Here is a 13,060-nt window from a genome sequence, read left to right on the forward strand (position 1 = left end):
TCGCGCCCCGCTTCCCTCTCCGCACCCTCAGAACTTGTAGTTCAGCGTCGCCACCGCATTGCGCGGCGTGCCCGCGAAGGCCTGGCCGTCGATGTTGACGTTGTAGCGCTTGTCGAACAGGTTCTCGATGTTGAGCTGCAGCGACAGCCGCGGCGAGACCGCGTAGCGCGCCATCAGGCTGAAGACGGCGCGCGAGCCCTGCGTGTAGCGCATGTCGACGTCGCCCACGCTGAACGGGTAGTACACGCGGTTCTGCCAGTTGAGGCCGCCGCCGACCGTGAGCTGGTGCCAGCGGCCCGGCAGCCGGTAGGTGGTGAAGAGCGTGGCCAGCGTGGTCGGCATGGTGGGGTTGATGCGGTCGCCGCTGCCTTCGCGCCCGAGCGTGCGCGCGATGCCCGCGTTGACCTGCCAGCCCTCGGCCAGTTCGCCCGACAGCTGCAGCTCGATGCCCTTGGTGACGACGCCGCGCGCGCCGTAGTAGGCGCCATCGGTGGAGCCGGGCACGAGGCGGGTGCCGTCGCGCTGCGCCACGTTCTCCTGCTCGGAGCGGAACAGCGCGAGCGAGCTGTCGAGCTTGCCGTTCAGGTGCTCGCCCTTGAGGCCGATCTCGTAGCTCTTGCCGGTCACCGGGTCGAGGTAGCGGCCGCTGGTGTCGCGGTAGTTCTGCGGCTGGAAGATGTCGGTGTAGCTCGCGTAGGCCGAGTAGTGCTCGCCCAGGTCGTAGATCAGGCCCGCATAGGGCGTCAGCACTTCGTGGCGGCGAGTGGTCCGGTCGTCGGCCGTGAGGCGGGTGGCCCGCCAGTCGTTCTGGCGCGCGCCGAGGATGAGCTTGAGCGAATCGGTGACCGAGAAGCGCGCGGCGCCGTAGTAGCCGGTCTGGCGCAGCTTGTCGATGCCCGACACCTTGAGCTCGCCCCAGCTCGGCTCGGGATACCCGCCGTTCCAGAGATAGAAGTTGCCGACCTCGGGCAGCGCGCTCAGGCGCACGTGGCTGGCCTGCACATAGCGCGACTGGGTGTTGCTCAGCCCCAGCACCAGCTCGTGCTTGCGCCCCAGCAGCTCGAACGGGCCGGTGGCCTGCAGGTCGAGGCTGTTCTGCCTGAACTCGTGCTCGAAGTAGCCGGGCAGCGAGCCCAGCCCGGTGCCGGTGAGGCGGTCGAGGTCGCCGAACAGGTAGAGCAGCTTGGCGTTCTGCTTGCTCTGGCGGTGCGAGGCATTGGCCTTGAGCTTCCAGCCGTTGCCGAAGGCATGCGTGAGGTTCGCGAACAGCGTGGTGTTGGTCGCGTCCCAGTGGGTCCAGGGCGTGCCGATGCTCTTCGAAGCAGCCCAGTTCGCGGGGCCACCGTCGCCGAAGGTCAGCGGCAGGCCGCCCCAGGTCGATCCGTTCGGGCGGCTGGCCTGGGAGTCGATGCCCACGCTCAGCGAGGTGTCGGGCGTGAGGTCGGCGTCGACCACGCCGTACAGCACGTGCTTGCGGCCGTGGTAGCGGTCGAGGAAGGAGTCGCGGTCCTCGGTCATGCCGATGACGCGGGCGCGCACGCGGCCGTCCTCGGTCAGCGGGGTCGAGAGGTCCACCGTGCCGCGGCGCAGGTTCCACGAGCCCAGCGCGAGCGAGGCGCTGCCGGCGAACACCTTGCTGTCGGCATGCTTTCGCACCAGGTTGACCGAGGCCGAGGGATTGCCGGCGCCGGTCAGGAGGCCGGTCGAACCGCGCACGATCTCGATGCGGTCGTACAGCACCGGGTCGTTGTTGGAGGCGCCGAAGAAGTCGGTGGTGACCGTGGTCGGCACGCCGTCGTACTGGTAGTTGTCGATGTAGAAGCCGCGCGCATAGAGGTCGGTGCGGTCGCTGTCGGAGCTGACCGCGAACACGCCGGTGACGCTCTTCATGGCCTGCCCGAGCGAGAGCAGGTTCTGGTCCTCGATCTGCTGGCGCGTGAGCACGGTGACCGACTGCGGCGTCTCGCGCGGCGACAGCGCCAGGCCGGTGGCAGCGGCGGTGGCGCGCGTGGTGTACGAGCCGGTGCCTTCGGTGGTGCCGCTGCGGTCGGCGTCGGCCGTGACGGTGACCGGTGCCAGCGTGCCGATGCCGGTCTGCGCGCCGGTGGCGGCGTCGGCACCCGCTTCGCGCCGGCCCAGCGTGTAGCTGCCGTCGCTGCGCGCCACCACCTGCAGGCCGCTGCCCGCGAGCAGGCGCTCGATGGCCTCGCGCGCGGTGTAGCGACCCGAGACCGCGGGGCTGCTGCGCCCCTGCGTCAGCGCGGGATCGAAGGACAGCGCGATGCCATTGCCGACCGCGAAGCTGGCGAGCGTGCGGCCCAGCGGGCCGGCGGGAATGTCGTAGGCCCGGGGCACCGCGGCATCGAGCGGCGAAGGTTCGGCCGCCAGGGCCGGCGGCGCGGCCAGCCCGGCGAGGGCGAGCGCCATCAGCGCGTGGCGCAGGGCGGCGGAGAAGCGGCGCTCCGCGCTGGCGCGCGGAACGGACGGACGGGATGCGGACATGGAAACGGGCCTTTCGGTTGGCAACGGTGGGTTCTTCCCCTCCTTGCCAGCCGAAACGAAAAAAAGTCTCACCCCTCGGTGGAAATATTTCTGGCCACCAGCGTGACCCAGTAGCCGCGCAGCCGCGTGAGCGCATCCACCGGATAGGTCGACACCAGCATGCGCAGCACGCGGTCGGTGTCGTCCAGCGGGAAGGCGCCCGAGATGCGCAGCCCGGCGACGGCTGCCTCGCAATGCAGCGCGCCGGGCCGGTAGCGCGACAGCTCGGTCGCGAAATCGGCCAGCCGCATCGCGTCGGCCAGCAGCATGCCCTGGGCCCACGCCACGCGGCTCTCGTCCGCGAGGGCGAAGACCTCGATGCCATCGGCGCCGAAGCGGGTCTGCTGCCCGGCCGGCAGCACGCGCGACGCGCCACGCTCGGGCGTGACGCGCACCGCGCCCTCGAACACCGCGACCGCGGTCGCGCCCTCTTCCTCCCTGCGCACGCTGAAGCGCGTGCCCAGCGCCTCCAACGTGCCGCCGCCGGCCTGCACGCGGAACGGCCGGTGCGCCGCGGCGGTGTCGGGCGCGGTCTCGATCAGGATCGCGCCCGCATGCAGCACGACCAGGCGCTGCGCCGCATCGAAGCGCACGTCGACCGCGCTCGCGGTGTCGAGCGTGAGGCGGCTGCCGTCGGCGAGCTGGAGTTCGCGGCGCTCGCCGGTGGCGGTGCGGTGCTCGGCGGTCCAGCCGCGCTCGCCGGCGAAACGCCAGCCCAGCCAGCCCGCGGGCACGGCCGCCAGCAGCGCGGCCAGCCGGCCGATGGCGGCACGGCGGCCGCCATGGCGCGAGGACCGAGCGAGCGACGGCATGGCCAGCGCCGGCGGCAGGCCGCCGAGCTTGTTCATCAGCAGCTCGGCGCGCGCCCAGGCGCGGGCATGGTCGGGATGGCTCTGGCGCCAGCGCTCGCAGGCGCGGCGGTCGGCGTCGGTGGCGGCGCTGTCGTGCAGGCGCATCAGCCACTCGGCGGCCTCGTCGAGCACGCGCGGCGGCAGCGCCGCCGACGGCGCACCGGCGGAGGAAGACGGCACCGCGCTCACGCCATCAGCGCCAGGCAGCCACGGAAGCCCTGCTGCATGTAGCGCTTGACCGTGACCAGCGACACGCCGAGCTCGCGCGCGATGTCCTCGTACTTCAGGCCCTCGATCTGCGACAGCAGGAAGGCGCGCCGCGCGGCCGGCTTGAGGCTGTCGAGCATGGCGTCGATCTCGTGCAGGGTCTGCAGGATGATCAGCCGCTGCTCGGGCGACGGCGCCTCGGGTTCGGGCATCACGGCCAGCGCCTCGAGGTAGGCACGCTCGAGCGCCTGGCGCTGGTACCAGTTCACCAGGATGTTCTTGGCCACGCTCGTGAGGTAGGCGCGCGGCTGCGCGATCACCTCGGGGTTGCGCGCGGTCAGCAGCCGCGCGAAGGTGTCCTGCGCCAGGTCGGCCGCGTCGAAGGAATTGCCGAGCTTCCTGCGCAGCCACGACTGGAGCCAGCCGTGGTGGTCGCTGTAGAGGGAGTGGACTTGCTGGAAGTCGGCTTCGGCGGCGGGAATGGCGGACACGGCGAACGGCGTTGGCGGCCGGGCTGCCGCGCACGAATAAGAATTGTTCTCATTTTAGACGGATGCCTTCGCCCTCGCCGTCCGCCGCCGGTTCAGAGCTTCGGTGTGTACTTCACGGTGAACATCAGGTTGCGCGGGTCGCCATAGTTGTTGTTGCCGTTGGTCTCGTTGAAGGCGGGGATGTAGTAGCGCTTGTCGAACACGTTGTAGACGTTGAGCGCCAGGCTCAGCTCGGGCGTCGCCTGGTAGGCCACGCGCGCGCTCCAGACCATGAAGCCCGGCACCTTGAACGAGCGGTCGTAGCCCAGCGTGCTGCCCTGCACCGTGAAGCCGCCGCCCACGCTGAGCCGGCTCCATGCGCCCGGCAGCCGGTAGTCGCTCCACACGCGCAGCATGTGGCGCGGCGTCCACTGGCTGAAGACCTGGCCCTGGTTGTCGGGGTCCTCGAGGAATTGGGTCGTGTTGTAGGTGTAGCCGGCCGTGAGCTGCAGCCGCGGCGCGATCTCGCCGCTGAGCTCGGCCTCGAAGCCTTCGCTGCGCACCTTGCCCGAGGACTTGTAGCAGTACCAGTCGTCGCAGGCATAGCCGTTGTCGTAGTCGGTCACGGCGCGGTTGCGGTGGTCGTAGCGGAACACGGCCAGCGAGGCATTGAGCCGGCCGTCCATCAGCTCGCCCTTCAGGCCCAGTTCGTAGTTGCGGCCGGTGATGGGCTTGAGCGGCTCGTTGTTCAGCGCGCGCTCGGACTGCGGCTCGAACACCTCGGTGACGCTGCCGTAGGCCGACCACTGCCGGTCGAGCGCGAACACCAGCCCGACATAGGGCGTGATCCTGGTATTGGTGCTCACGGTGCTGCGGGTGTCGCGGGTGCGGTCGGCATAGAGGTAGTCGTACCAGCTCGCGCGCGCGCCGAGGATCGCCGTCAGCGGCTCCGCGAGCTTCACGCGCCAGCTGCCGTACAGGCCCGACTGGCTGATGTCGTACTCGGTGTGGCTCTTGGTGCCGCCCGCCGCGAGGATGGTCTCGTAGTTCTGCGCCGGCCGGTAGTGGTCGGGCGCGAAGATGTTGCCGCCGCTCGTGAAGCGGCGGCCGAAGCGGTCCTTCGAGGTGTACTTGGCATAGTTCGCGCCGACCGTCAGGTCGTGCTCCAGCGACAGCGCCTCGAAGCGGCCGCGCACGTAGACGTCGAGCCCGGCCTTCTTCGAATCGAACAGGTTGTCCCAGTCGGCGAAGCTCAGCCCGCTGCCGTCGGGCTGCACGTTGCCATGCATGCGCTGGTGCTGCGACGCATTGCGCTCGTTCATGCGCAGCGCCGAGGCCTTGAGCTTCCAGTTCGCGTTGAAGCGATGCTCCAGGTCGGCATAGAGGGTGGTCTGCTCGCTGTCGTGGCGGTTCCACCAGGCGCCCGTGTACACCGAGCGCGGCAGCCCGATGTCGCTGCCGTCGGGATAGCGCGGAAAGCCACGCAGCATGGGGCGGCCACTGCCCTTCATCTGGCTGATGCCCAGGCCGAGGGTGGTGTCCGGCGACAGGTCGTAGTCGATCGCGCCGTAGAGCGAGCGCGTGCGGCTCCAGACGAAATCGGTGAACGAGTGGCTGCGGTCCTCGTCGAGCACCACGCGTCCGCGCAGCGTGCCCTCGGCATTGAGCGGCCCGCCCGCGTCGAGCTGCGCGCCGTAGTGGTTCCAGCTGCCCGCCTTGCCGGTCAGCACCAGCGTCTTCTCGGCCTGGCCGCGCTTGCGCACCAGGTTGACGGCGCCGCCCGGGCTGCCCGTGCCCTGCAGCAGGCCCGCGGCGCCGCGCAGCACCTCGAGGCGGTCGTGGAACACCAGCGCCTCGGTGGCCCAGTTGCCCAGCGAATACCAGTTGCGCGGCACCGGCACGCCGTCGTACTGCCAGGCGTCGATCTGGAAGCCGCGCGACGACAGCACCATGCCCGGTCCCACGCCCTTCACGCCGACCACGCCGGTGACGGCATTGGCCGCGTCGCGCAGGTCGACGAGGCCCTGGTCGTCGAGCCGCTGGCGCGTGAGCACGCTGACCGACTGCGGTATGTCCTTCGCCGCCTGCTCGCCCTTGCCGATCGTCAGCAGCGGCGCGGCATAGGAGCGCGTGCCCTCGCTGGTGGCGCTGCGCACCGGGGCCGCCGTGACGGTGATCGGCGCGAGCGTGGCGCCCGCGGCATCGCTCGCGGTGCCGGCCGCGGCGGGGCGCAGCACGTAGGCCCCGCCCGCACCGCCGGCCACCTCGAGCCCCGAGCCCGCGAGCAGGCGCGCGAAGGCTTCGCGCACGCCATGGCTGCCCTGCAGGCCCGGCGATCGCTTGTCCCGCACCAGGGCCGGCGGCATCGTGAGGCTCAGGCCCGCGGCGGCGGCGAAGCTGGCGAGCGCGTCGTCGAGCGGGCCCGCGGCGATGCTGTAGGCCCTGGGCTGTTCGGCCTGGGCCGTGGCGTTGGCGCCTTGCGCCTGGGCCGCGGTGCCGCCGGCGGCGCAGGCCATGGCGAGCAAGGCGCCATGCACCGCGCGCGCGATGCGGGAATCGAAGAAAAACGGAGGGCGACGGGCCATGGGGAGATCTCTCGCAAGAAGGTGTGAAGTGGCTGTTCCTCAAGGCTTCACACGCGAGAAGAAGAAAAGGGACACGGCGCGGCGGATTTTTTTCGCCGGCCGGCCCGGCGCGCTCGCGCGCCCTCAGCCGCCGGCCGGTGCCACCGTCACCCAATAGCGCGTGCGCGACAGCACCCGCACCGGCAGGGCCTGCGGCAGGCTGTCGAGCACGGGCGTGGTGTCGCGCAGCTGGAAGACGCCCGAGACGCACAGCTCGGCCACCGAGGGATCGCAATGCAGCACCCCGGACCGGTAGCGGCCGAGCTCGGCGAGGAAATCGTGCAGGCGCATGTTCTTCACGCGCAGCACGCCGCGCGACCAGTCGTCGGCCCCCGGGTCCAGCGCGCCCGGCGCATCGACCGCCGAGGCGGAGAAGCCGGCCTGCTCGCCGGCGCGCACCACCACAGCGAGACCACGGGCCTCGTCGGGCCGGACCTCGACCGCGCCCTCGAGCACGCCCACGTGGCTGCGCCGGTCCTCGCGCTGCCGCACCACGAAGCGCGTGCCCAGCGCGCGCAGCCGGCCCTGCGCGGTCTCGACCACGAAGGGGCGGTAGGCGGGGTCGCCGGCGGGCACGCGGTCGGGTGCGGTGTCGACCAGGATCTCGCCCGCGCGCAGGCGCACCCGCCGCTGCGTGGCGTCGTAGGCTACGTCGATCGCCGTCGCGGTGTTGAGCTGGATGCGCGTGCCGTCGGGCAGGCGCACTTCGCGTCGCTCGCCAGTGGCAGTGCGGTGGTCGGCCAGCCATTCGCGCGCTGGCGAGACGCGCCACGCGACCCAGCCGGCGGGCACCGCGGCCAGCAGCAGCGCGAGCGCCTTGACCGCGGCGCGGCGGTCGGCCCGCACCGTGCGCCCCAGCGCGGGCATCGCCAGCGCGCCGGGCAGCAGGCCAAACTTGCGGCTCACCTGCTCGGCGCGTTGCCAGGCATCCTCATGGGCCGGATCGGCCGCGCGCCATTGCGTCCAGCGCGTGCGGTCGGCGGCCGTGGCCTCGCCCGACTGCAGCAGCAGGAAGCCCTGGGCGGCCTGCGTGGCGACGGCCTTGTCGACCACCACGCGCTGTGCGCTCGCAGCGCTCATGCCGCCAGCAGGATGCAGTGCGCCATCGCCTCGGCCATGTAGCGCTTCACCGTGCGCTCGCTCACGCCCAGCCGCGTCGCGATCTCGGCGTAGCTCAGCCCTTCGAGCTGCGCCATCAGGAAGGCCTGACGCACCGGCGGCGCGAGGCCGTCGAGCATCGCGTCGATCTCCTGCAGCGTTTCGAGAATGATCGCCTGCTGCTCCGGCGACGGCGCCAGCGGCTCGGGCATCGCGCCCAGTGCATCGAGGTAGGCCTGCTCGAGCGAGCGCCGCCGGTAGAGGTTCGCGAGCAGGCGCTTGGCGACGACCGTCAGGTAGGCACGCGGCTCGCGCAGCTGCCAGTCGCCCTGCTTCTCGGGCGTGTGATCGGGCGCCGTGAGGATGCGCAGGAAGGTGTCCTGCGCCAGGTCCGCGGCGTCGAAGGAATTGCCCAGCCTGCCGCGCAGCCAGCCCAGCAGCCAACCGTGGTGGCCGCGGTAGAGGGCATGGACATGTGCATGGGGCTGCGGGTGAAGGGCGGAATCGGCGTTCATTCTTCCGAACGGCGTGCGGGGATCGCGGCCTCATGAATACGAATGGTTCTCATCTTAGTCGATCAAGCGATGGCGCCGCATCGGACGACGCCTGTCTCGCACCGACAACGAAAGCAAACACCGAGCCCCTTAGAACCTTGCGCTTACTTGTCTTACATTTTGCGCATTCGTGTTACTTATTACCTAAGTCATAACGTCGACGTCTTGCCATCCTCCAAATGGGGGCTGTAACGGTCATTGGAGCCTCCCTCTAAAGGTGTAAGCTCGATGTAGGAACCAGCCTACGACCTGCCACTCGACGACCGATTCGGCAGGCCGTTCAAAAACACACAAGATTTACATCCGACCCGGATCGCGCACTGCCGAGTGCATCGCGAGCGGGTCACGGGGGATTCGAATTGCACGCCGATCTAGCGCTCAAGATGATGGCGGACCTGTTCATGACGGGCCTGCTGATCTGCCTGCCCTTGCTGGGCCTGACCATGCTCGTCGGCGTGGTCATCAGCGTGCTCCAGGTGGTGACGCAGGTGCAGGAGATGTCGCTGACCTTCGTCCCCAAGCTGTTCACGGCAGGCGCCGTGCTGGTCGTCGCGGGGCCGTGGATGCTGCGCAAGCTCACGCAGTTCACCACGAACCTCTGGAACAGCATTCCGGCGATGTTCTGAGCGCGACCGCCGCCCGTCTTCCCCGCTTCGTCTCGTCCCACAAGTCCCATGAACGCAGCGACTTCGCTGCCCGACGCGGTGGTCTCCGGACTCGGTAGCGGCTGGCTGATCTCCACCGGCCTGCTGAGTCTGCGCGTGGCTGCCACCTTCCTCATGACGCCCGTCTTCTACGCGGTGCCTTTGCCCACCACGGTCCGCGCCCTGCTGCTGCTGGCGCTGGCCATCGCGCTGGCGGCCGGCCTTCCCGCCTCGAACGCCAGCTGGAACGGCTGGAGCGCGCTGCTTGCCTCCGCCCTGGCCGAGGTCGCGCTCGGCGCCACGCTGGGCCTCGGCATCCTGCTCGCATTCGGCGCGTTCTCGGTCGCCGGCCAGTTGCTCGACGTGCAGCTCGGTTTCGGCATCGCGCAGGTCTTCGATCCCGTCACCCAGCGCCCCACGCCGATCCTCACCACGGCCTTCAACTACCTCGCCGTGCTGGTGTTCTTCCTGCTCCACGGCCATCACGCGCTGCTGCGCGGCCTAGGCTTCAGCGTTGAGCGTTTTCCGGTCGGCGCCTCCTGGTCGGTGGCCCATGCGGTCCTGCCGGTGCTCAAGCAGGCGGCCGGGCTCTTCACGCTCGGCTTCGCGCTCGCCGCGCCGGTGGTCTTCTGCATCCTGCTGGTTGAATTCGTGCTGGGCGTGGTCGGCCGCAACCTGCCGCAGATGAACATGTTCGCGATGGGCATTCCGGTGAAGATCATCGCCGGCCTGCTCGCACTGTCGCTCTGGTTCACGGGCATCGGCGGCGTGATGACGCGCGTCTACGCGGGCATCGCCACCAGCTGGGACCAGATGTTCACCGCCGCCCCGTCCGCTCCCGGAGGGCCGCGCTGATGGCCGAACAGGATCTGGACCGCAACCAGGCGGCCACGCCCTACAAGCTGCAGCGAGCGCGCGAGCGCGGGCAGGTGGCCAAGAGCGTGGACATAGTGTCGGCCATGGTGTTCTTCGCCGCGGTGGTCTATCTCACCTGGCGCGGCTTCGGCGTGGCGGCCGAGCAGTTCCGCTTCGACCAGGCGCTGCTGATCCATGCCAGCCGCATGGACGCGGCCGGCGTCGGCCTCTGGCCGACCATCGAGCGCGCATTGCGCGCGGGGCTGATGATCATGGCGCCCTTCTTCGCGGTGGCGATGCTGGCGGCCGTGATCGGCAACCTGATGCAGACCGGCCCGGTGTTCTCGCTCGAGCCGGTGAAGATCGACTTCACCCGTGTCAGCCCGGTCACCGGCCTCAAGCGGCTGTTCTCGATGCGCGTGCTGTTCGACACGGCGCGCGCCATCATCAAGCTCGTGCTGCTCACGCTGGTCGCGGTGCTGAGCCTGCGCGCGCTGACCGACCAGTTCTACGCCCTGGCCTCGCTCGCGCCCATCGGCTACCTGCGCATGCTGATCGACGACCTCTCGAGCGTGGGCCTCAAGATGGCCCTGGTGCTGGGCCTGATCGCGCTGGTCGACTGGATGTACACGCGCCACGAGTTCGCGAAGAAGATGCGCATGAGCCAGCGCGAACTCAAGGACGAGGTCAAGAACCGCGAAGGCGATCCGCGCATCCGCGCGCGCCTGAAGGAACTGCGCCGCGAGATGCTCAAGCGCAGCCAGGCGCTGAGCCAGACCCGCAATGCCGACGTGCTGATCACCAACCCCACGCACGTGGCGGTGGCGCTCAAGTACGAACACGGACGCATGGTCTCGCCGCAGCTGCTGGCCAAGGGCGCCGGCCACATGGCGGCCGCGATGCGCGAGATCGCCGCGCGGCACCGCATCCCCGTGGTGCAGAACCCCGCGCTCGCGCGCCGCATCTACCGCGAGCTGCCGGTCAATCAGCCGGTGCCGCCCGAGCTCTACGCGCAGGTCGCGCGCATCATCGTCTGGGTGTTCGCCATGCGCGAACAGCAACAACAACGGCAGGCCGGCGCCGCAACGGGAGGCCGGCCATGAACGCGCTGGGCCGCATCCTCGGCAAGAACAGCGACATCGCGCTGGTGGCGCTGGTGCTCGGCGTGCTGGTGGTGCTGTTCGCGCCCATTCCCAGCGGGCTGCTCGACTTCCTGATCCTGAGCAACTTCAGCTTCGCCTTCCTGGTGCTGCTGCTGACCTTCTACATGGCGCGGCCGGTGGAGTTCTCCACTTTTCCCTCGCTGCTGCTGATCGCCACCTTGTTCCGGCTGTCGCTCAACGTGGCCGCCACCCGGCTGATCCTGTCCGACGGCGACGCGGGCCGCGTCATCGGCGCCATCGGCGCCTTCGTGGTCGGCGGCAACTACGTGATCGGGCTGATCGTGTTCCTGATCCTGATCGTGGTGCAGTACGTGGTCGTGACCAGCGGCGCGCAGCGCGTCTCCGAGGTCGCGGCACGCTTCACGCTCGACAGCATGCCCGGCCAGCAGATGAGCATCGATGCCGACCTCAACATGGGCTTCATCGACCAGGCCGAGGCGCAGCGTCGGCGCAAGAACCTCGAGAAGGAAGCGGGCTTCTACGGCGCCATGGACGGCGCCAGCAAGTTCGTCAAGGGCGACGCGATCGCCGGCATCATCATCCTGCTGATCAACATCATCGGCGGCCTGGTGATCGGCGTGATGCAGCACGGCATGCCGTGGGGCCAGGCACTGCAGACCTACACGCTGCTGACCATCGGCGACGGCATCGTGACCCAGGTGCCGGCGCTCGTCATCGCGGTGGGCACCGGCATCATCGTCACGCGTTCCTCGTCCGACGCCAACCTGAGCCGCGAGGCGCTGCGCCAGGTCGGCTCGTTCCCGAAGACGCTGCTGCTGGTGTCGATGGCGCTCGGCGGCCTGCTGCTGCTGCCGGGCATTCCGGCGCTGCCCACGCTGGCACTCACCGCCTGCTTCCTGCTGGCCGCCACGCTGCTCTACCGCCTCGCCAAGGCGAAGGAGACCGCCGCCGCCCAGCCCGCGGCGGGCGGCGACGCGGCCCTCGATGCCATCGGCACCGACGGCGACGGCGCACCGGCGGCCAGCACCGACGATCCCTATGCGCTGCTGCGCGTCGAGCCGATCGAGATCCACCTGGGCAGCAACTGGGTGCCGCTGATCAACCAGCCCGGCAGCGTGTTCATGGAACGCATCGGCACCTTCCGCAAGCAGCATGCGCAGGAGTTCGGCCTGGTGCTGCCGCGCGTGCGCTTCAAGGATTCGGCGCGGCTGTCGGCCGACCGCTACGAGATCCACCTCGACGGCGTGGTGGTCGGCAAGGGCGAGGCGCGCGCCGACCGGCTGCTGGCGATCCATCCCGCGGGCGACACCAAGTCGATCCCGGGCGAACCCACGCGCGACCCGACCTACGGCCTGCCCGCGCTGTGGATCGAGGAAGGCCAGCGCGAGGCCGCGAGCCAGGCCAAGTTCACGCTGGTCGATGCCGCCACCGTCTTCATGACCCACCTGACCGAGATGCTGCGGCGCGAGTCGGCCACGCTGCTGACGCGCGCCGAGGTCGACCGGCTGCTCGCGCGCGTGCGCCAGAGCCAGCCGGGCCTGGTCGAGGAACTGATCCCGACCGTGCTGTCCTCGAGCGACGTGCAGAAGGTGCTGCAGAACCTGCTGCGCGAGAAGGTCTCGATCCGACACATCGAGGCCATCCTCGAGACGCTCGCCGATGCCGGCCGCACCACGCGCGACGCCCACCTGCTGACGGAAATGGTGCGGCAACGCCTCGGCCACGCCATCTGCCAGGGGCTGCTGGGCGAGGCCACCTCGCTGCAGGTGCTCACGCTCGATCCCGCGATCGAGAGCCAGTTCCTGCAGAGCATCCAGGTCGCGAGCGAAGGCGGCGGCGCACAGCCCTTCGTGCTCGATCCGCGGCTGTCGGAGCAGCTCGTGAAGCGGCTGGTGCAGCACGCCGAACGCATGATGAAGAGCAACCTGCTGCCCGTGCTGCTGTGCGCGCCCGAGCTGCGCCGCCACGTGCGCGCGCTGTCCGAGCGCGTGATGCCGCATCTGCGCGTGCTGTCCATGACGGAAGTGCCGCACACCATCGAGCTGAAGTCCTTCGGCATCGTTCAACTCTGAGAAAACTCACCAAGGGCCAC

Annotated in this window: 10 protein-coding genes; 4 read left to right on the forward strand and 6 right to left on the reverse strand. The window is 69.9% G+C overall.

The window, feature by feature from the left end; genetic code table 11:
* Positions 1-27 precede the first annotated feature (27 nt).
* From fhuE to BM109_RS13120, 6 genes are all read right to left on the reverse strand, one after another.
* The gene (gene fhuE, locus BM109_RS13095) at positions 28-2,502 is read right to left on the reverse strand and encodes a ferric-rhodotorulic acid/ferric-coprogen receptor FhuE (protein ID WP_093343326.1); all 2,475 of its coding nucleotides are present in this window, start codon (positions 2,500-2,502) and stop codon (positions 28-30) included.
* Between the two features lie 68 nt (positions 2,503-2,570).
* Positions 2,571-3,572 carry a FecR domain-containing protein gene (locus BM109_RS13100; RefSeq protein ID WP_256222541.1) on the reverse strand — a complete coding sequence of 334 codons (1,002 nt, stop codon included), beginning with the start codon at positions 3,570-3,572 and terminating at the stop codon, positions 2,571-2,573.
* Between the two features lie 5 nt (positions 3,573-3,577).
* On the reverse strand, positions 3,578-4,081 hold the full coding sequence (locus BM109_RS13105; protein ID WP_093343495.1) for a sigma-70 family RNA polymerase sigma factor: 504 nt from the start codon (positions 4,079-4,081) through the stop codon (positions 3,578-3,580).
* A gap of 101 nt (positions 4,082-4,182) precedes the next feature.
* The gene (locus BM109_RS13110) at positions 4,183-6,654 is read right to left on the reverse strand and encodes a TonB-dependent siderophore receptor (protein WP_093343327.1); all 2,472 of its coding nucleotides are present in this window, start codon (positions 6,652-6,654) and stop codon (positions 4,183-4,185) included.
* Between the two features lie 123 nt (positions 6,655-6,777).
* Entirely contained in the window at positions 6,778-7,773 is a 996-nt protein-coding gene (locus tag BM109_RS13115) for a FecR domain-containing protein (RefSeq protein ID WP_093343329.1), read from the reverse strand.
* The gene (locus tag BM109_RS13120) at positions 7,770-8,306 is read right to left on the reverse strand and encodes a sigma-70 family RNA polymerase sigma factor (protein ID WP_093343330.1); all 537 of its coding nucleotides are present in this window, start codon (positions 8,304-8,306) and stop codon (positions 7,770-7,772) included. Before BM109_RS13120 ends, BM109_RS13115 begins: the two co-directional genes overlap by 4 nt.
* Before the next feature lie 398 nt (positions 8,307-8,704).
* Between BM109_RS13120 and BM109_RS13125 the strand changes: the two genes are divergently transcribed.
* Genes BM109_RS13125 through flhA form a run of 4 tightly spaced genes read left to right on the forward strand, consistent with a single transcriptional unit; the run spans position 8,705 to position 13,040 of the window.
* A complete protein-coding gene (locus BM109_RS13125) occupies positions 8,705-8,971 on the forward strand; it encodes a flagellar biosynthetic protein FliQ (protein ID WP_256222543.1) in 267 nt (88 codons plus the stop codon).
* A 48-nt stretch (positions 8,972-9,019) separates the two neighbouring features.
* Positions 9,020-9,844: a flagellar biosynthetic protein FliR gene (locus BM109_RS13130; protein WP_093343333.1), complete on the forward strand. Its 825-nt coding sequence runs from the start codon at positions 9,020-9,022 to the stop codon at positions 9,842-9,844.
* Positions 9,844-10,947 (forward strand): EscU/YscU/HrcU family type III secretion system export apparatus switch protein, encoded by a 1,104-nt coding sequence (locus tag BM109_RS13135; protein WP_093343335.1) that lies wholly within the window; start codon positions 9,844-9,846, stop codon positions 10,945-10,947. Before BM109_RS13130 ends, BM109_RS13135 begins: the two co-directional genes overlap by 1 nt.
* A complete protein-coding gene (gene flhA, locus BM109_RS13140) occupies positions 10,944-13,040 on the forward strand; it encodes a flagellar biosynthesis protein FlhA (RefSeq protein WP_093343336.1) in 2,097 nt (698 codons plus the stop codon). Before BM109_RS13135 ends, flhA begins: the two co-directional genes overlap by 4 nt.
* Positions 13,041-13,060: the final 20 nt, after the last annotated feature.

The organism is Variovorax sp. PDC80, assembly GCF_900115375.1.
GTDB lineage: Bacteria > Pseudomonadota > Gammaproteobacteria > Burkholderiales > Burkholderiaceae_C > Variovorax.

Excerpts from the sequence above, each read along its gene's own strand:
- fhuE (WP_093343326.1), bottom strand. The coding sequence starts at position 2,502 with ATGTCCGCATCCCGTCCGTCCGTTCCGCGCGCCAGCGCGGAGCGCCGC.
- BM109_RS13110 (WP_093343327.1), bottom strand. The coding sequence starts at position 6,654 with ATGGCCCGTCGCCCTCCGTTTTTCTTCGATTCCCGCATCGCGCGCGCG.
- BM109_RS13115 (WP_093343329.1), bottom strand. The coding sequence starts at position 7,773 with ATGAGCGCTGCGAGCGCACAGCGCGTGGTGGTCGACAAGGCCGTCGCC.
- BM109_RS13120 (WP_093343330.1), bottom strand. The coding sequence starts at position 8,306 with ATGAACGCCGATTCCGCCCTTCACCCGCAGCCCCATGCACATGTCCAT.
- BM109_RS13130 (WP_093343333.1), top strand. The coding sequence starts at position 9,020 with ATGAACGCAGCGACTTCGCTGCCCGACGCGGTGGTCTCCGGACTCGGT.
- BM109_RS13135 (WP_093343335.1), top strand. The coding sequence starts at position 9,844 with ATGGCCGAACAGGATCTGGACCGCAACCAGGCGGCCACGCCCTACAAG.
- flhA (WP_093343336.1), top strand. The coding sequence starts at position 10,944 with ATGAACGCGCTGGGCCGCATCCTCGGCAAGAACAGCGACATCGCGCTG.